18 protein-coding genes and 1 pseudogene are annotated in these 16,818 nt (G+C 74.1%); 12 read left to right on the top strand and 7 right to left on the bottom strand.

From position 1 onward, the window contains the following. The first annotated feature begins 30 nt into the window (after positions 1 to 30). The 8 genes and pseudogenes from ACOTKD_RS20450 (at position 31) to ACOTKD_RS20415 (ending at position 7,376) form a co-directional block, all read left to right on the top strand. On the top strand, positions 31 to 297 hold the full coding sequence (locus tag ACOTKD_RS20450; RefSeq protein WP_424890411.1) for a hypothetical protein: 267 nt from the start codon (positions 31 to 33) through the stop codon (positions 295 to 297). A 56-nt stretch (positions 298 to 353) separates the two neighbouring features. After that, positions 354 to 674 (top strand): helix-turn-helix domain-containing protein, encoded by a 321-nt coding sequence (locus ACOTKD_RS20445; RefSeq protein WP_424890503.1) that lies wholly within the window; start codon positions 354 to 356, stop codon positions 672 to 674. A 101-nt stretch (positions 675 to 775) separates the two neighbouring features. Beyond that, positions 776 to 1,315 (top strand): 2-oxo-4-hydroxy-4-carboxy-5-ureidoimidazoline decarboxylase, encoded by a 540-nt coding sequence (gene uraD / locus ACOTKD_RS20440; RefSeq protein WP_424890410.1) that lies wholly within the window; start codon positions 776 to 778, stop codon positions 1,313 to 1,315. Continuing rightward, positions 1,312 to 1,647, top strand: coding sequence for a hydroxyisourate hydrolase (gene uraH, locus ACOTKD_RS20435; protein WP_424890409.1), 336 nt, complete (start codon positions 1,312 to 1,314; stop codon positions 1,645 to 1,647). Before uraD ends, uraH begins: the two co-directional genes overlap by 4 nt. 8 nt (positions 1,648 to 1,655) lie before the next feature. Next, entirely contained in the window at positions 1,656 to 2,558 is a 903-nt protein-coding gene (pucL, locus tag ACOTKD_RS20430; RefSeq protein ID WP_424890407.1) for a factor-independent urate hydroxylase, read from the top strand. A 20-nt stretch (positions 2,559 to 2,578) separates the two neighbouring features. Further along, positions 2,579 to 3,985, top strand: coding sequence for an 8-oxoguanine deaminase (locus ACOTKD_RS20425; protein ID WP_424890406.1), 1,407 nt, complete (start codon positions 2,579 to 2,581; stop codon positions 3,983 to 3,985). A 390-nt stretch (positions 3,986 to 4,375) separates the two neighbouring features. Beyond that, the gene (locus ACOTKD_RS20420; RefSeq protein ID WP_424890405.1) at positions 4,376 to 5,776 is read left to right on the top strand and encodes a nucleobase:cation symporter-2 family protein; all 1,401 of its coding nucleotides are present in this window, start codon (positions 4,376 to 4,378) and stop codon (positions 5,774 to 5,776) included. Between the two features lie 69 nt (positions 5,777 to 5,845). After that, a pseudogene (locus tag ACOTKD_RS20415) lies at positions 5,846 to 7,376 on the top strand (YfcC family protein). A 2-nt stretch (positions 7,377 to 7,378) separates the two neighbouring features. Here ACOTKD_RS20415 and aceB read toward each other — a convergent pair. After that, positions 7,379 to 8,998, bottom strand: a complete 1,620-nt coding sequence (gene aceB, locus ACOTKD_RS20410) for a malate synthase A (RefSeq protein ID WP_424890404.1) — start codon at positions 8,996 to 8,998, stop codon at positions 7,379 to 7,381. 107 nt (positions 8,999 to 9,105) lie between these two features. Next, positions 9,106 to 9,744, bottom strand: a complete 639-nt coding sequence (locus ACOTKD_RS20405; RefSeq protein ID WP_424890403.1) for a nucleotidyltransferase family protein — start codon at positions 9,742 to 9,744, stop codon at positions 9,106 to 9,108. A gap of 154 nt (positions 9,745 to 9,898) precedes the next feature. Between ACOTKD_RS20405 and ACOTKD_RS20400 the strand changes: the two genes are divergently transcribed. Further along, positions 9,899 to 10,249, top strand: coding sequence for a DUF5955 family protein (locus ACOTKD_RS20400; protein WP_424890402.1), 351 nt, complete (start codon positions 9,899 to 9,901; stop codon positions 10,247 to 10,249). Between the two features lie 271 nt (positions 10,250 to 10,520). On the opposite strand, the gene ACOTKD_RS20395 is transcribed toward ACOTKD_RS20400, so the two are convergent. Further along, positions 10,521 to 11,312 (bottom strand): IclR family transcriptional regulator, encoded by a 792-nt coding sequence (locus ACOTKD_RS20395; protein ID WP_106675468.1) that lies wholly within the window; start codon positions 11,310 to 11,312, stop codon positions 10,521 to 10,523. A gap of 154 nt (positions 11,313 to 11,466) precedes the next feature. Between ACOTKD_RS20395 and allB the strand changes: the two genes are divergently transcribed. Both allB and alc read left to right on the top strand, forming a co-directional pair. Next, positions 11,467 to 12,813 (top strand): allantoinase AllB, encoded by a 1,347-nt coding sequence (gene allB, locus ACOTKD_RS20390; RefSeq protein ID WP_424890401.1) that lies wholly within the window; start codon positions 11,467 to 11,469, stop codon positions 12,811 to 12,813. Continuing rightward, positions 12,810 to 13,958 carry an allantoicase gene (gene alc, locus ACOTKD_RS20385; protein ID WP_424890400.1) on the top strand — a complete coding sequence of 383 codons (1,149 nt, stop codon included), beginning with the start codon at positions 12,810 to 12,812 and terminating at the stop codon, positions 13,956 to 13,958. The genes allB and alc overlap by 4 nt, the downstream gene beginning before the upstream one ends. Here alc and ACOTKD_RS20380 read toward each other — a convergent pair. The 4 genes from ACOTKD_RS20380 to ACOTKD_RS20365 form a co-directional block, all read right to left on the bottom strand. Beyond that, a complete protein-coding gene (locus tag ACOTKD_RS20380) occupies positions 13,939 to 14,313 on the bottom strand; it encodes a GNAT family N-acetyltransferase (protein WP_424890399.1) in 375 nt (124 codons plus the stop codon). The genes alc and ACOTKD_RS20380 overlap by 20 nt on opposite strands. A 178-nt stretch (positions 14,314 to 14,491) precedes the next feature. Continuing rightward, a complete protein-coding gene (locus tag ACOTKD_RS20375) occupies positions 14,492 to 15,151 on the bottom strand; it encodes a transcriptional regulator (protein ID WP_424890398.1) in 660 nt (219 codons plus the stop codon). 118 nt (positions 15,152 to 15,269) lie between these two features. After that, positions 15,270 to 15,488: a DUF6126 family protein gene (locus tag ACOTKD_RS20370; RefSeq protein WP_424890397.1), complete on the bottom strand. Its 219-nt coding sequence runs from the start codon at positions 15,486 to 15,488 to the stop codon at positions 15,270 to 15,272. Then, positions 15,485 to 16,111, bottom strand: a complete 627-nt coding sequence (locus ACOTKD_RS20365; RefSeq protein ID WP_424890396.1) for a helix-turn-helix domain-containing protein — start codon at positions 16,109 to 16,111, stop codon at positions 15,485 to 15,487. The genes ACOTKD_RS20370 and ACOTKD_RS20365 overlap by 4 nt, the downstream gene beginning before the upstream one ends. Before the next feature lie 171 nt (positions 16,112 to 16,282). Here ACOTKD_RS20365 and ACOTKD_RS20360 point away from each other — a divergent pair, with 171 nt between their 5' ends. After that, the gene (locus ACOTKD_RS20360) at positions 16,283 to 16,738 is read left to right on the top strand and encodes a ribonuclease domain-containing protein (RefSeq protein WP_424890395.1); all 456 of its coding nucleotides are present in this window, start codon (positions 16,283 to 16,285) and stop codon (positions 16,736 to 16,738) included. The last annotated feature ends 80 nt before the right edge of the window (positions 16,739 to 16,818 follow it).

Raw genomic sequence — 16,818 nt, 5'->3', positions numbered from 1 at the left:
CCGCCTGTCAAGGCGGGTAGGTTGACCGTCGTGCGATTGCGAGTGGAGTTCACGACCGAACCGTTCGACCTCGACCGGGTGCCGCCCCACGCCGAGGCCGCCCGGGACGCCCTGCAGGGCGCCGCCCTCGACGCCGTGGACGTCGGCCCCTTCGGGAACACCGCGGAGGGCGCCCGAGCCGCCGTGCTCGACGCCGTCCGGCAGGTGCTCAGCGCCTCGCTGGAGGCGGGGGCCACCCGGGTGTCGCTGCAGGTCAGCGTGGTCGGCGAGGACGGGTCGGCGGAGGGCGCGCCGTGACCGGCGAGGCGGCCGCCCACCCCTTCCGGGCGGCGGTCGCGCCCCTGGTCGACGCCATGGGCGGAGAGATGATCGACCCGGAGCGCGCCGCGGACGGCGACGTGGTGCTGTCCTGGGAGGGCCGCGAGGTCGTCGCCGTGCGGCTGCCGCGTCTGTCGGCCTCGCTCGGCCACATGCTGGCCGACCTGGAGCGGCGGCACGGCAGGCCCCTGGCCGAACTCGACCGCAGGACCAAGCAGTCGGTCGTGCGCGCGCTGGAGGAGCGCGGTGCCTTCTCCCTGCGGCACGGCGTGGAGACCGTGGCCGCGGCGCTCGGCGTCAGCCGGTTCACCATTTACAACTACCTGAACCGGGCGGACGGTTCGGGGAGCCCCTGAGCGACTTCGGCGACTTCTTCAACAAACTGTTGACGCGGCGTTCGCCGGGGCGTTAGCTATGCGCAGTCGTCAGCTCGCGCGGCTCGTCACCGCAGCCCGTCATGCAGCCCGTCACCGCCACGGAGGCGCCCGTGACTCCGAGCTCGCCGCCGGGCCTCGCCCGGTTCAACGCAACCGAGGAAGGCGCTGCCCGCGCCGCCCTGCACGCGATCTGCGCCAGTCGTGCGTGGGCGGACGCGCTCCTCGCCCGGCGCCCCTACCCCGCCGCCGAAGCCCTCCTCGCCGCGAGCGACGCCGCCACGGCCGCCCTCTCCGCGGCCGACCTGGCCGAGGCCATGGCGGCGCACCCGCCCATCGGGCGCCCGCGACCCGGCGATCCGGCGTCCGCGCGCGAGCAGCGCGGCATGGCGCAGGCCCCGCCCGGGCTCCGGTCCGAGATGCTGGAGTTCAACCTGGCCTACCAGCAGAAGTTCGGGCACGTCTTCCTGATCTGCGCCACCGGGCTCGACGCCGCACAGCTGCTCGACGCGATCCGCCGGCGGATCGGCAACACGCCGGAACGCGAGCGCGAGATCGTGCGCACGGAACTCGGCAGGATCAACCGCATCAGGCTGGCCCGGCTGATGGAGGACCCGGCGTGAACCCCACCACCACCGCCACCGTGTCCACGCACGTCCTGGACACCGCCGCCGGCCGCCCCGCCGAGGGCGTCGCCGTCGAACTCGCGGCGCGCAGCGGCGACGACGGGCCCTGGTCGGTGTGCGGCACCGCCGTGACGGACACGGACGGGCGGTGCACCGGGCTCCCGGCCCCGCCGGAAGGGACGGCGCACGTCCGGCTCCGGTTCACCGTCGCGAAGCACACCCCGTTCTTCCCGGAGGTGGCCGTGGCCTTCGCGGTCGCCCCCGGTGAGCACCACCACGTACCGCTGCTGCTCAGTCCGTTCGGCTATTCCGTGTACCGAGGGAGCTAGCACCCACCATGCCCACCGTTCTCGGCCAGAACCAGTACGGCAAAGCCGAAACCCGCGTCGTCCGGGTCACCCGCGAAGGTCCCGTCCACCACATCAGGGACCTCAACGTCTCCATCGCCCTCTCCGGCGCCATGGACGACGTCCACACCCGGGGCTCCAACGCCGGCGTCCTGCCGACGGACACCACCAAGAACACCGTGTTCGCCTTCGCCAAGGAGCACGGCATAGCCTCCGCCGAGGACTTCGCCGAGCGGCTGGCGCGCCACTTCGTCTCCCAGCAGGAGACGATCCACACCGCCCGGATCCGCGTCGAGGAGTACGGCTGGGACCGGATCCCGGCCGCCGGCGTCACCGCGCACTCCTTCGTCCGCCGCGGCCAGGAGACCCGCACCGCGCAGGTCACCTACCACGGGGACGGCGAACGCCGGCAGGTCCTCTCCGGCCTCAAGGGCCTCGTCGTCATGAACACCACCGACTCCGAGTTCCACGGCTACGTGAAGGACCGCTACACCACCCTCCCCGAGACCCGCGACCGGATCCTCGCCACCGAGGTCAACGCCTGCTGGCGGCACGCCGGCCGGCCCGAGGGGGAGCAGCCGGACTGGGACGCGTCCTACGAGCGGGCGCGCGGCCACCTGCTGGCCGCCTTCGCCGGCACCTACTCCCTCTCCCTCCAGCAGACCCTCTACGCCATGGGCTCCCGCGTCGTCGACCAGGAGCCCGGCATCGACGAGATCCGCCTCTCGCTGCCCAACAAGCACCACTTCCTGGCCGACCTCCGCCCCTTCGGGCTCGACAACGACAACGAGGTGTACTTCGCGGCCGACCGCCCCTACGGCCTCATCGAGGCCACCGTCCTGCGCGACGGCGCGACGGCGGCCGTCCCGGTGGACCTGACGAACCTTCCCTGAACCGACAGCGAGGAATCACCGTGGTCGCACCCCCCGCACCGGCCGCCGGCGCCGGCAGCACCGAACGCCTCGTCATCGAGAACTGCGCGATCGCCACCGTCGACGCCGGCGACACCGAGTACGCCTCGGGCCACGTCGTCGTCGCCGGCAACCGCATCGAATCCGTCGGCCCCGGGCCCGCGCCCGCCGGGCTCGCCGGCGTCGTCCGGCGCGTCGACGGCACCGGCCACCTGGCCACGCCCGGCCTGGTCAACACCCACCACCACTTCTACCAGTGGATCACCCGCGGCCTCGCCCAGGACTGCAACCTCTTCGACTGGCTCGTCGCCCTCTACCCCACCTGGGCCCGCATCGACGAACCCATGGTGTACGAGGCCGCGCGCGGCTCCCTCGCGATGATGGCCCGCGGCGGCGTCACCACCGCCATGGACCACCACTACGTCTTCCCCGAGGGCGCGGGCGACCTCCTCGGCGCCGAGATCCGCGCGGCCCGCGAGCTGGGCGTCCGCTTCCACCCCACGCGCGGCTCGATGGACCTCGGGAAGTCCGCCGGCGGCCTGCCGCCGGACTTCGCCGTCGAGAGCACCGAAGCCGCGCTCGCCGCCACCGAAGAGGCCGTCGACACCCACCACGACCCGGCGTTCGACTCCATGCTGCGCATCGGCGTCGCACCCTGCTCCCCCTTCTCCGTCACCACCGAACTGCTGCGCGAGGCCGCGGCGCTGGCCCGTCGCAAGGGCGTGCGCCTGCACACGCACGGCGCCGAGACCGTCGAGGAGGAGCAGTACTGCAAGGAGAAGTTCGGCATGGGCCCCACGGACTACTTCGAGTCCACGGGCTGGCTCGGCGACGACGTGTGGATGGCCCACTGCATCCACATGACCGACGCCGACATCGCCGCCTTCGCCCGTACGGGCACGGGCGTCGCCCACTGCCCCTCCTCCAACGCCCGGATCGCCGCCGGCACCGCCCGCGTGCCCGACCTGCTCCGGGCCGGCGTGCCCGTCGGCCTCGGCGTCGACGGCACCGCCTCCAACGAGTCCGGCGAGCTCCACACCGAGCTGCGCAACGCGCTCCTCGTCCACCGGCTGGCCGGCGGCGAGAAGGCGCTGAACGTACGCCAGGCGCTGCGGCTCGGCACGTACGGCGGCGCGCAGGTGCTCGGGCGGACGGACGGCATCGGCTCGCTGGAACCCGGCAAACTCGCCGACCTGGTGCTGTGGAAGCTCGACGGCCTCGGCCACTCGACCATCGCCGACCCGGTCGCCGCGCTCGTCCTGGGCGCGCCCGCTCCCGTCACCCTCTCCCTGGTGAACGGCCGCCCCGTCGTCGAACACGGCCGGCTCGTGACCGCGGACGAGGACGACATCGCCCGCGGCGCCCGCGCGGAGGCGCGGCGCCTCGCCCGCCTGGCAGAAGGCGCCTGAAACGCCGGCCGAGGGGGACGGCCCTCGGCCGGTCCCGGCCCGCGGGGCCGGCGGCCGTCGCGGCGGAGGCGGGGGCGGGGCTCGGGAAATTCCGCCCCGGGCAACTCGTCTCCGCCGCGATGGCGATCGGCCACCGACGACCTGCCCGGCGGTGCCGAGCCTGCCCGGGGTGGTCCGGGCACCGCCGGACTGCGCTGCGGGGGTTGCTCGCCGTCGCGGCGGAGGCGGGGGCGGGGCTCGGGAAATCCGCCCCGGCCGACTTGTCTCCGCCGCAGCGGTGACCGGCCACCGACGACCTGCCGGCGGTGCCGAGCCCACCGCAGGTGCTTCCGGCCCCGCCGCAGAGGCTGATCGCCGTCGCGGCGGCTTCAGAAACGAAGGAGGCACGCCGTGGCCGCAGACGACGTCGAAGCCACCCGCACCGTCCGTACCGCCACCGCCGCCCGCGGCGCCCCGCACCCCGTCGACGAGGTGCTCCGGCCGGGCCGGCTGCTGGCCGGCGGGTTGCAGCACGTCGCCGCGAGCTACGCCGGCGTCGTCGCCCCGCCGCTGGTGCTCGCCGCGGCCATCGGCCTCTCGCCGGCGGAGACGACGTTCCTCGTCGGCGCCGCCCTCTTCACGGCGGGCATCGCGACCCTGCTCCAGACGATCGGGTTCTGGAAGGTGGGGGCGAGGATGCCGTTCGTCAACGGCGTGTCCTTCGCGGGGGTCGCGCCGATGACCGCGGTCGTCGGCACGCAGGCCGACAAGAGCGACGCCCTGCCCGTCATCTTCGGCGCCGTGATGGTGGCCGGGGCGCTGGGTTTCCTCCTCGCGCCCTGGTTCTGCAAGCTCGTCCGCTTCTTCCCGCCGCTGGTGAGCGGCACCGTCATCACCCTGATAGGCCTCACCCTGCTGCCGGTGGCGTTCGGCTGGATACAGGGCGGCACGCCGGGCCGCCCGGCCTCCCCGACGGGTCTGGGCCTGGCCGCGGCCACGCTCGCGACCGTGCTCGTCCTGCGCCGCGTCCTGCGCGGTTTCCTGCGGCAGATCGCGATCCTGCTGGGCCTGGTCGCCGGCACCCTGATCGCGATACCGGCCGGGGCGGTCGACTTCGGCCCGGTCGAGCGCGCGGGCCCCCTCGGCTTCCCGGCGCCGTTCCACTTCGGCGCCCCGCACTTCACGCTGTCCGCGATCGTGTCGATGTGCGTGCTGATGCTGGTCTGCATGACGGAGAGCACCGCCGACATGCTCGCGCTCGGACAGGTCGTGGGCCGCCCGGCGGACGAGCGGACCATCGCGGCGGGCCTGCGCGCCGACACGCTCGGCACGGCCGTCAGCCCGTTCTTCAACGGCTTCGCCAACAGCGCCTTCGCGCAGAACATCGGCCTGGTGGCGATCACCCGCGTGCGCAGCCGCTACGTCGTGGCCGCGTGCGGGGCGATGTTCGTCGTGCTCGGCCTGAGCCCCGCGTTCGCGTCCCTCATCGCGGTCGTGCCGCGGCCGGTGCTCGGCGGGGCGGGCATCGTGCTGTTCGGGACGGTGGCGGCCAGCGGCATCCAGGTGCTGCTGGGGGCGGGCCTGGACCGGGGCGACAACCTGCTGGTGGCGGCGGCCTCGCTGGGCGTCGGCATGATCCCGGTGGTGTCCCGGACGTTCTACGACGGCGCGGGCGTCCCCGAGACGCTGCGGACGCTCCTGGACTCGGGGGTGAGCGCGGGGTGCCTGACGGCGGTGCTGCTGAACCTCGCGTTCAACCATGTGGGCAGGCGCGCCGTCCGGAGCCGCGGTGGCCAGAGGCGTGGCGGCTAGGGAGCGCCCCCGCAATTAGTGACAATAGGGGCAAAGTGACCCACCCTCAGTGCGGAGAGGGGCCCCGTCGTGGACGCCGAAGCCGAGAACGCAGCAGCCGGCGGCCCCGGAGCGCCGGGCGGGCGCCGCCGCTTCGTCTTCCCCAGCGCGCTGACCGTCCTCGCGGCCGTGACCGTCGCCGTCTGGATCCTCACCTTCGTCATCCCCTCCGGCGCGTACGAGCGCAGCGCTGACGGCCGCCCCCTGCAGGGCACCTACCACCAGGAGCCGGCGCCCGGCGGCTTCGTGCACCGGCTCGGCGACCTCTTCCTCGCCCCCGTCAACGGCCTCTACGGAGTGCGCGACACGGCCACCGGCGAGGTGGCGCCCGACGCGACCGGCGTGCTCTACGGCGCCGCCGCCGTCTTCCTCTTCGTCCTCGCGATCGGCGCGTTCATCACGGTCGTCTTCGCCACCGGCGCCCTGGACCGCGGCATCGAGCGCCTCGCCCACCGGCTGCGCACCCGCGGCGCCCTGCTGATCGCGGGCATCATGACCGTCTTCTCGCTGCTCGGCACCGTCGAGGGCTTCGCCGAGGAGACCCTCGGCTTCTACGGGCTGATCGTGCCCCTGATGCTCGCCCTCGGCTACGACCGCATGGTCGCCACCGGCACGATCATCCTCGGCGCGGGCGTCGGCGTGCTCGCCTCGACGGTGAACCCGTTCGCCACGGGCGTGGCCTCCGCGGCCGCCGGCATCTCGCTGGGGGACGGCATCGCGCTGCGCTTCGCGATGTGGATCGTCCTCACGGCCGTCACCATCGGCTACGTGCTGCGCTACGCCCGCCGGATGCGCGCCGCCCCGGGCCGCTCCCTGACCGGCTTCCTGCCGGGGGACCGGGAGCTGGCGGCGGAGGCCGCCGCGGAGCCGCCGGTGCTGACGCGGCTGCAGAAGCTCGTGCTCGTGGCGGTGGCCCTGGTCTTCGCCTTCATGATCTTCTCGGTCATCCCGTGGGCGAGCGCGCTCACCGGCAAGGCCGACGCCACGCCGTACGGCTGGGAGCTGGGCTGGTCCTTCGCCCAGCTCGCCGCGCTGTTCATCGTGGCCGCCGTGCTGATCGGGGTGCTGGCCCGGCTGGGGGAGCAGCGGCTGAGCGCCACGCTCGTGCAGGGGGCGGCGGACTTCATGGCCCCCGCGCTGGTGATCGTCCTCGCCCGCGGGGTCACCGTCATCATGACCAACGCGAAGATCATCGATACGGTGCTGCACGCCGTGGAGAGCACGGTGTCGGGCACGCCGGCCGTGGTCTTCGCGATCCTCGTCTACATCGTCAACCTGCCGCTGGCCTTCCTGATCCCCTCGACCTCCGGCCACGCCACGCTCGCCATGCCCCTGCTCGCCCCGCTCGGACTTCGCGGGCGTCCCGCGCGCCGTGGCGGTGACGGCCTGGCAGTCCGCGAGCGGGGTGATGAACCTGTGGGTGCCGACCACCGCCGTCGTCATGGGCGGCGTGGCGCTGGCGAAGGTCGGCTACGACAAGTACGTGCGGTTCGTCTGGCCGCTGCTGTTGCTCCTGTCGGTGCTGATCTGCGGCTTCGTGGCCCTGGGCGCCCTGATGTGAGGTCAGTCGGGCAGCAGCTCGTAGGCGGGCAGGGTGAGGAACTCCGCGTGGTCCTCGTCCAGGGCGACCTTCAGCAGCAGGTCGTGGGCCTGCTGCCAGCGGCCCGCCGCGTACGCCTCCTCGCCCAGCTCGGAGCGGATCGCGGCGAGTTCCTCTGCGGCGACCGCGCGCACGAGCTCGGCCGTGACCTTCTCGCCGTCGTCGAGGACGACGCCGGCGGCGGTCCACTGCCAGATCTGCGAGCGGGAGATCTCGGCGGTCGCCGCGTCCTCCATCAGGTTGAAGATGGCGACCGCGCCCAGGCCGCGCAGCCACGCCTCGATGTAACGGGTGGCGACGGCCACGGCGTTGCGCAGCCCGGCGGAGGTCGGGCGTGCCTCCAGCGAGTCCACGGCGGTGAGCTGGTCCGCCGTCACGCGGACGTCCTCGCGCAGCCGGTCCTTCTGGTGCGGGCGGTCGCCGAGGACCGCGTCGAAGGAGGCGCGGGCGACGGGCACGAGGTCGGGGTGGGCGACCCAGGAGCCGTCGAAGCCGTCCCGCGCCTCGCGGTCCTTGTCCGCCTTCACCTTCTCGAAGGCCGCCTCGTTGACCGCGGGGTCCTTGCGGGAGGGGATGAACGCGGCCATCCCGCCGATCGCGTGCGCACCGCGCTTGTGGCACGTGCGCACCAGCAGCTCGGTGTAGGCGCGCATGAACGGCGCCGTCATGGTCACGGCGTTGCGGTCGGGCAGGACGAAGCGGGGGCCGCCGTCGCGGAAGTTCTTGATGATCGAGAAGAGGTAGTCCCAGCGGCCGGCGTTGAGGCCCGAGGCGTGCTCGCGGAGCTCGTGGAGGATCTCCTCCATCTCGTACGCGGCGGTGATCGTCTCGATCAGCACGGTGGCGCGGACGGTGCCCCGGGGCAGGCCCGCGTACTCCTGCGCGAAGACGAAGACGTCGTTCCAGAGGCGGGCCTCCAGGTGCGACTCGGTCTTGGGGAGGTAGAAGTACGGGCCCTTGCCGAGGGCGATCAGCCGGTGGGCGTTGTGGAAGAAGTACAGGCCGAAGTCGACCAGCGCGCCGGGCACGGCGCGGCCGTCGACGGTCACGTGGCGCTCGTCCAGGTGCCAGCCGCGGGGGCGCACGACGACGGTCGCGAGCTCCTCGGCGGGCCGCAGGGCGTAGCGCTTGCCCCGGGCGTCGGTGAAGTCGATGCGCCGCTCGAACGCGTCGATCAGGTTCAGCTGGCCCAGGACGACGTTCTCCCAGGTGGGCGCGGAGGCGTCCTCGAAGTCCGCGAGCCAGACGCGGGCGCCTGAGTTGAGGGCGTTGACGGTCATCTTGCGGTCCGTCGGCCCGGTGATCTCCACCCGGCGGTCCTCCAGGGCGGGCGGGGCGGGCGCGACGCGCCAGGACGGGTCCTCGCGGACGGCGGCCGTGCCGGGCAGGAAGTCCAGCCGGCCCGTACGGGCGATCCCGGCCCTGCGTTCGGCCCGGCGGGCGAGGAGCTCGTCGCGGCGGGGGGTGAACCGGCGGTGCAGCTCGGCGACGAACGCGAGCGCGGGCCGTGTGAGGACCTCCTCCTGCCGCTCCAGCGGCCGGGCGGTGACGGTGGCCGGCGAGGACGGAGCGGGTGCGGACATGGGCGTCACTCCCTCGGGACGACGGCACAGGGTGCCGCAGCGATGGTCTTTTTCGGAGAATAGTTTCCTTATTGCGGAAGTTCAATGGGGTGGGCGGGCCCGCAGTGTCAGTCCGGCCGGCCCAGCAGGCCGAGATCGTCCGGAACGTCGACGTCCTGCGGATCGGCGACGTCCGCACACTCCACGAGCGTGACGGCGGAGGCGTGCGCCCGGAGGTACGCGCGGGCGCCCCGGTCGCCCGCGGCCGACCGGGCCACGCCCTCCCAGTGCTCGCGCGCGAACAGCACCGGGTGGCCGCGCTCGCCCCCGTACGAGGCCGCAGCCAGTCCGGCGCCCGCGCGGTGGGCGGCCAGCAGGCGGGACACCGCGGCGGCGCCGACGCCCGGCTGGTCGACGAGCGAGACGAGGACCGCCCCGGCGTCCGTCGCGGCCAGCGCCGCGAGGCCGGCGCGCAGGGACGACCCCATGCCGTCCGGCCAGCCGGGGTTGTCCACCAAGGTGCAGTGGGCGAGATCGGCGTGTACGCGCACCTCCGCGGCGGCCGCGCCCAGCACCACGTACACCGGCGCGCAACCGCCGTCGGACAGGGCCCGCGCCGCGTGCTCCACGAGCGGGCGGCCGCGGAACCCGAGCAGGGCCTTGGGGCGCCCGCCCAGGCGCCTTCCGCCGCCCGCGGCGAGCAGCAGGCCCGCGACGGGTGAGTGCGGAACCGGCGTGCCGGGCGCGCTGTCCGTGGTAAGTGTCATGGCCCCTGCATATCGCATCGCTGACGACGGTGGGGCGGACGGCGGCCCATCACCCGTGCGTGCGACGCCCGGACCTGATTTCGCCGAGCGTATGGCGCTCTGTACGGAAAGTGGCGTTAACTGATCCGCGCGAGCGCGTGGGAGGGGGAGTGTCGTGGCGGAAGGCGCCGTAGTGGCGGACGAGCAGCGGGTGGGCCGCGTGGCCGAGGATCCGAGGGTGAGCGAGCTGCGGGGAGCGGTCTCCCGCCTCCGCCGGGCGCTCGCGGGCCACCCCGCGCCGTTACCCGACCGCGATGCGGCCGAGGAGGAGCTCGCGGCGCTCGACGCGATGGCCCGCGCGGGCGACCCCGAGTTGTCGCGCCTGCGGCGGTCCCTGCTGCTGGTCGCCGGCGCCGTGGGATCGGTGAGCGCCCTGTCTCCGTCCCTGGCGGCCGTCCACCGGGCGGTCGACAACTTCGCACCCCCGACGGACGACTCCGTCCCGCCCCCGAGAGCGCCTGAGTAGACGGCCGGGCCGTGCCGGCACTCTCCGGGAGGGTGCCGGGCCGCACATTCCTTCCACCGCGGCGGCGGAAGAAGGGGTCGCGGCGCACGCGGGCACATGCGCGGCGCCGTATCGCCGTCCGGGCGGTGCCGTCGGCACAGGAGGATGCCGGGTCGGCACATTCCTCCCGCCGCGACGGCGATCAGCCACCGTCAGCCGGTCCGGCGGTGCCGTGCTTCCCGGCGCCGCCGGGCTGCCGGAAGCGCGGGAACCCCGGACCGGGCTGGAAGCCTCAGGCGGAGCCGGCCGCCGCGCCGGCGAGGTCCGCCGAGAGGGCCGCGGCGACCTCCTTCAGGAGGGGGACGATCCGCTCCGTGGCCGCGTCCGTGACCCGGCCCGCGGGGCCGGAGATGGAGATGGCCGCCACTGTGGGGGAGTCCGGCACCGGCACCGCCAGGCACCGCACCCCGATCTCCTGCTCGTTGTCGTCCACCGCGTAGCCGTGCTCGCGCACGCGCCCCAGCGCCTCCAGGAAGCCCTCGGGCGTGGTGATGGTCTTCTCGGTCGCGGCCGGCATCCCCGTACGGGCGAGGATCGAGCGCACCTCGTCGTCGGGGCTCTGCGCCAGCAGCGCCTTGCCCACGCCGGTGGTGTGCGGCAGCACCCGCCGCCCCACCTCGGTGAACATCCGCACGGAGTGCCGCGAGGGCACCTGGGCGACGTAGACGACCTCGTCGCCGTCGAGCAGCGCCATGTTCGCCGTCTCGCCGGTCTCCTCGACCAGCCGCGCCAGGTGCGGCCGGGCCCACGTGCCCAGCAGCCGGGAGGCGCTCTCGCCGAGCCGGATCAGCCGCGGCCCGAGCGCGTACCGCCGGTTGGGCTGCTGGCGGACGTACCCGCAGGCGACGAGCGTGCGCATGAGCCGGTGGATCGTCGGCAGCGGCAGCCCGCTGCTCGTGGCGAGCTCGCTCAGCCCGACCTCGCCGCCCGCGTCGGCCATCCGCTCCAGCAGGTCGAAGGCGCGCTCCAGGGACTGGACGCCTCCACTGGGAGAGGGGGTGCGGGGCTCGGCGGACGGGGGCACGGCGGGTCCTTTCGGGTACGGGGTGGGAGCAGCCTACCGGGCTCCCACCGTGCGGCTCCGCCGCCGGAGGTCTTGACGGGTGAGGGGAGCGACAGAAGACTGCCCCCACGCCGTTCAACAGAACGTTGAATTTCCGGGAGGGGGCGTGTCCGGCATGTCCACGGGAACGCTGGTCCTGCGTTCGACGCGCGTCGTCACCCCGGAGGGCACCCGCCCGGCCGCCGTGACCGTCACGGGAGGCACGATCACCGCGGTCGGCCCGTACGGGGCGGCGCCGCCGCCCGGCGCGGCCGTGACGGACCTGGGCAACGACGCCCTGCTCCCCGGCCTCGTGGACACCCACGTGCACGTGAACGACCCCGGCCGCACCGCCTGGGAGGGCTTCCGCACGGCGACGCGCGCCGCCGCGGCCGGCGGCGTCACCACGCTCCTCGACATGCCGCTCAACAGCATCCCGCCCACCACCACTGTCGCCCACCTGCGGGTGAAGCAGGGCGTGGCCCGCCCCGCCGCCCACGTCGACGTCGGCTTCTGGGGCGGCGCCCTGCCCTCGAACACGGCGGACCTGCGCCCCCTGCACGACGCGGGCGTCTTCGGTTTCAAGGCGTTCCTGTCGCCGTCGGGCGTCGACGAGTTCCCCGCCCTCGCCCCGGGCGACCTGGAGACCGCCGCGGCCCGCATCGCCGAGCTGGACGGCCTGCTGATCGTGCACGCCGAGGACCCCGCCCGCCTGGAGCGCGCCCCGCAGCGCGGCGGCCCCCGCTACGCCGACTTCCTCGCCTCCCGCCCCCGCGCCGCCGAGAACGAGGCCGTGCACCGGCTCGTCTCCGTGTCGCGGCGCCTGGGCACCCGCGTGCACATCCTGCACCTGTCGTCCTCGGACGCCCTCCCCGCGATCGCCGCGGCGAAGGCGGACGGCGTGCCCGTCACCGCGGAGACCTGCCCGCACTTCCTGACGCTGACCGCCGAGGAAGTCCCGGACGGGGCCACCGAGTTCAAGTGCTGCCCGCCCATCCGGGAGGCCGCCAACCAGGACGCCCTGTGGGCGGCCCTGGCCGACGGGACCCTCGACTGCGTCGTCTCCGACCACTCGCCCTGCACCACCGACCTCAAGGTCCCCGACTTCGGCGCCGCCTGGGGCGGCATCTCCTCCCTGCAACTCGGCCTCCCGGCGGTGTGGACCGCGGCCCGCCGCCGCGGGCACACCCTCGCCGACGTCGCCCGCTGGATGTCCGCCGGTCCCGCGGCCCTCGCGGGCCTGCGCCGCAAGGGCGCCGTCGAGCCCGGCCGCGACGCCGACTTCACCGTCCTCGACCCCGAGGCGGCCTTCACCGTCGACCCGGCCGCCCTCCACCACCGCAACCACGTCACCGCCTACGCCGGCCGCACCCTCCACGGCGTCGTACGGTCCACCTGGCTGCGCGGCCGCAGGATCGCCCACGACGGCGTTCTCGCCGGGCCGCCCGCCGGCCTCCTCCTCGAAAGGCAGGGCAGCGCATGACCGGCACCCCGGACAACGACTCCGGCGGCATACCCTCCTTCACAGGCGGCGCCGCACCGTACGCGGGCGGCGATCCGTATGCCGACTACCGCTCCGCAAACCTCCCCTTCGCCGATCTCCCCGACCTCGCCGACCGCCGTCTCGGCGGCAGCGTCGTCGCCGCCAACGACGAGTTCTTCGCCGACCGCGAGAATCTCCTCACTCCCGCCCCCGCGCACTTCGACCCCCGCCTGTTCGGCCACAAGGGCAAAGTCATGGACGGCTGGGAGACGCGCCGCAGACGCGGTGCCGACGCCGCTCACCCGCATCCGGCCGACGGCGACCACGACTGGGCGCTCGTCCGCCTGGGCGCCCCCGGGATGATCCGCGGCATCGTGGTCGACACCGCCCACTTCCGCGGCAACCACCCGCAGTCCGTGGCCGTCGAGGCCGCCTGCCTGCCGGGCACGCCCTCGCCCGGGGAACTGCTCGCCGACGGGGTGAAGTGGACGGTCCTCGTGCCGCGCACCCCCGTCGGCGGCCACGCGGCCAACGGCTTCGCCGTGCACGCGGAGGAGCGCTTCACCCATCTGAGGCTGAGCCAGTACCCCGACGGGGGCATCGCCCGGCTCAGGGTGCACGGCGAGGTGCGCCCCGACCCCGACTGGCTCGCCGCCGTCGGCACCTTCGACCTCGCCGCACTGGAGAACGGCGGCCGCCCCGAGGACGCCTCGGACCGCTTCTACTCGCCCCCGCTCAACAGCGTCCTGCCGGGGCGGTCACAGAAGATGGACGACGGCTGGGAGACGCGCCGCCGCCGCGACGACGGGCACGACTGGGTCCGCTACCGCCTCACCGCGCAGGCCGTCCTGCGCGCCCTGGAGATCGACACCGGCTGCTACAAGGGCAACTCGGCGGGCTGGGCCGAGGTGTCCGTCCTGGACGCCGCCACCGGCGCCGACCCGGCCGGTGCCGCCGGCTGGACGGTGGTCCTGCCCCGCACCCGCCTCCAGCCCGACACCGTGCACCGGTTCCCCCTGGAGGGCGCCCCGGTGGCGACGCACGTGCGCGTCGACATCCACCCGGACGGCGGCGTGGCCCGGCTGCGCGTGCACGGCTCGCTGACGGAGGCGGGGGCGCGGAGCCTCACAACGAGCGGCTCATGAACAGGGCCGTCTCGCCCTCCGACGCCGTCCCCCGGTAGAGGGACGTGTCCAGACCGCACAGTGCGAACCCCATCCGGCGGTAGACCCGTACGGCCGGCGCGTTGACGTTCGTGACCTCCAGCCAGGCGGTGCGGGCGCCGAGCTCCCGGCCGTGCGCCAGGCCGCGCTCCATGAGGGCGGGGCCGATGCCGCGGCCGCGGTGCCCGGGCGCCACCCGCAGGTCGGCGATCACCAGCCGGTTGTTCCAGGCCGAGTGGGCGAGGCTGATGGCACCGCACAGGGCGTCCCCGGCGCGGGCCACGATGACGTGCACGCCCTCGTCGCCTCCCTCGGCTTCCTCCTCTTCGGGGTACACCTTGCGCAGGGGCGGGTCGACGGGTGTCTCCCGGAGCCGGAACCCCTCGTCCGACGCGGTGACTTCGAGGACGGCCGAAGTGGTGAAGGAGTTGTCGATCGCCTCGGCCGCGGTGTGCTCGCCGGGGAGGGCGGGGCGGTAGACGACGGCTGCGGGCTGCGCGGCGGAAGACGTGGTTTCACCGTACAGCGAGTCCGTCCCAGAACATCGACTCGTAGGCCTGGAGCATGCGTCCGTAGCGGTGGGCCAGCGGTTCGGAAAGCCGCCCGTTCGCCAGGCCGGCCTCCACGGCCTCGACGGACCGCTCCTCCACCTCGGGCGCGGGCCCGGCGAAGAAGTCGAAGAAGCCGCAGGCGGGGTTGTCGAAGCCGTACCGCTCGCGCAGGGCCGCGCCGACGGCGGCGCAGTAGCCGCCCCATGCCGCGAAGTTGGCGGTCAGGGCGACCGCGGCGTCCACGGGCTCGGCGTTGAGCGCGAGCCAGGCCACGTACGACGGGTAGGCCTGGCAGGCCGGGCGCGGCTCGTGGGAGCGGAGGTCCTCCTCGTCCAGCCCGCACGCGAGCGCCAGCGGCTCCAGCAGGGGCAGGGCCAGGTCCTCGCCCTGGGCGAGGGATTCGAAGAACCGGGCCGCGGCCGGATCGCCGGCCGCGCGCCCGGCGAGGTGCGCGAAGCTGAGGCGGTCGCTCGTGATGATCCGGTGCTGCTCCAGCGCGAACGCGGCGAACACCTCCCGCGGTGCCTCGCCGGCGGCGATCCGCGGGACGAGCCGGTTGGCGCCCTCGGCGGGCGCGAGGCCCCGCACCGCGTCCGCCAGCACTTCCTGGGCCGTACGGGTCATCGCTCCGCCTTCCCGGCCCGTGACGGGCCCCTGAGCCGCCTCCCGCGATCGTAGCGCCGGGGACCGCCCGGACCCCGCAGGAACCGGCCCTCGGGGAGGAAGGGGAGTCCCGCAGGAATCAGCCCCCGGCGAGGAAGAAGAGGAGGAACAGGAAGGCGGCGAAGAAGTGGACGGCCACGAGGTAGATGACGACGCGGACGGTCATGCCCATCGGGGCCCGGTCCTCTTCGTCCCTGCGCTTGGCGGCCATGGGCTTGGCGGTCATGGGCTTTGCGGTCATGGGCTTCGCGGCGCGTGCGGACGCGTCGTTCACGGGGTGGTGCAGGGCGTCGTTCACGGCATTCCCCTCCGGGTGGGTGCGGCGCCCCCGAGGCACAGCTCGGTCGCGCCGCTCTGCAGCAGCGTGTGCATGAACAGCAGGTCGGCCCCGCCGCGCGACGCGGCGGCGATGCGGTGCGGGGTGAGCGAGTCGAAGTGGGCGGCGTCCCCGGGGTCCAGGAGGTGCGTGCTCCCGCCCAGCGTGAGGCGCAGTCGCCCGCCCGTGACGTACAGCCACTCCTCGCCCGGGTGGACGCGGACCAGCTCGGCCTGGCCGCCGGCTTCCGGCGGCACGTGCAGCCGCAGGGCCTGCATGGCGCGGCCCGAGCCGCCGGCCCGCCAGTACGTCCAGCCCCCGGCGAGCTGCGGCTCCATGTGGCTCGCGCGCACGATGGGGTCGCGCTCCGGCGCCGCCTCGCCCAGCAGGTCGGATACCGTCGTTCCGTAGGTGCGGGCCAGGGCGAGCAGCATCGGCAGCGACGGCGTCCGCCGGCCGGTCTCCAGCCGGGACAGGTGGGCGGGGGACAGGCCGACGCGGCCGGCGGCGGCCTCCAGGGTCAGCCCGCTGCGCGTGCGCAGGTCACGCAGGCGGGGAGCCACCGTGGGCAGGTCGGCCGCGGGCTCGTCGGGCAGCGGTGTCATGCTTCCGGTATAGGGCCGGGCCTGCCCTAAAGGCAAAAGTTTTGCCTGCGAGGCAAAAACCCCTGCTGAAGCAAAGGTTCCGTCTGGCTGGAACGCGCCCCCGGTTAACACCAGGAAAACAGTCAGGATTGTCATTGACATGACATGAGCTACGCGCGTCATGCTGGCGTCATGAAGGCAACCCCCCATCGCCCGGCGCGTTCTTCGCGCTTCGCCCGCACGGCCGTCCTCGCCGCGCTGACCTCGGCCCTGTTCGCCGGCGGCACGGCCGTCGCCGCGCCCCTCACCGCCCAGGCGGCGCCCGTCGCCGCCACCGCCCACGCCCCGGCCGTCAAGAAGGCCACCGGCAGCGTCTGCAAGTCCGGTCTGCCCTCCCAGGCCGGCGACACCCTGCGCCTGATCGACGAGGGCGGCCCCTTCCCGTACCCGAAGGACGGCACCGTCTTCTCCAACCGCGAGGGCGTCCTGCCCAAGCAGTCCTCGGGCTACTACCACGAGTACACGGTCATCACCCCCGGCTCGCCCGACCGCGGCGCCCGCCGCATCGTCGCCGGTCAGGGCGACCACGAGGACTACTACACCGGCGACCACTACGCGACGTTCAACCTGATCGACTTCACCTGCTGACCGATCGCCTGATCGATCGTCACCCAAGCGCCATCCGGGCGGAATCCGCCCGCCAAGCGTCTCCTCACGCTCGGAAACGA

Origin of the sequence: Streptomyces sp. XH2 (genome assembly GCF_049725035.1) — a bacterium.
Classification (GTDB): Bacteria; Actinomycetota; Actinomycetes; order Streptomycetales; family Streptomycetaceae; genus Streptomyces; species Streptomyces roseoverticillatus.
This window is presented reverse-complemented; position numbering and strand designations above follow the sequence as displayed.

Bases quoted from the DNA above. Each gene is read 5' to 3' on its own strand.
- pucL (WP_424890407.1), top strand. From the start codon at position 1,656: ATGCCCACCGTTCTCGGCCAGAACCAGTACGGCAAAGCCGAAACCCGC.
- alc (WP_424890400.1), top strand. From the start codon at position 12,810: ATGACCGGCACCCCGGACAACGACTCCGGCGGCATACCCTCCTTCACA.
- ACOTKD_RS20365 (WP_424890396.1), bottom strand. From the start codon at position 16,111: ATGACACCGCTGCCCGACGAGCCCGCGGCCGACCTGCCCACGGTGGCT.
- ACOTKD_RS20405 (WP_424890403.1), bottom strand. From the start codon at position 9,744: ATGACACTTACCACGGACAGCGCGCCCGGCACGCCGGTTCCGCACTCA.
- ACOTKD_RS20360 (WP_424890395.1), top strand. From the start codon at position 16,283: ATGAAGGCAACCCCCCATCGCCCGGCGCGTTCTTCGCGCTTCGCCCGC.
- ACOTKD_RS20375 (WP_424890398.1), bottom strand. From the start codon at position 15,151: ATGACCCGTACGGCCCAGGAAGTGCTGGCGGACGCGGTGCGGGGCCTC.
- uraD (WP_424890410.1), top strand. From the start codon at position 776: ATGCAGCCCGTCACCGCCACGGAGGCGCCCGTGACTCCGAGCTCGCCG.
- ACOTKD_RS20445 (WP_424890503.1), top strand. From the start codon at position 354: ATGGGCGGAGAGATGATCGACCCGGAGCGCGCCGCGGACGGCGACGTG.
- aceB (WP_424890404.1), bottom strand. From the start codon at position 8,998: ATGTCCGCACCCGCTCCGTCCTCGCCGGCCACCGTCACCGCCCGGCCG.
- allB (WP_424890401.1), top strand. From the start codon at position 11,467: ATGTCCACGGGAACGCTGGTCCTGCGTTCGACGCGCGTCGTCACCCCG.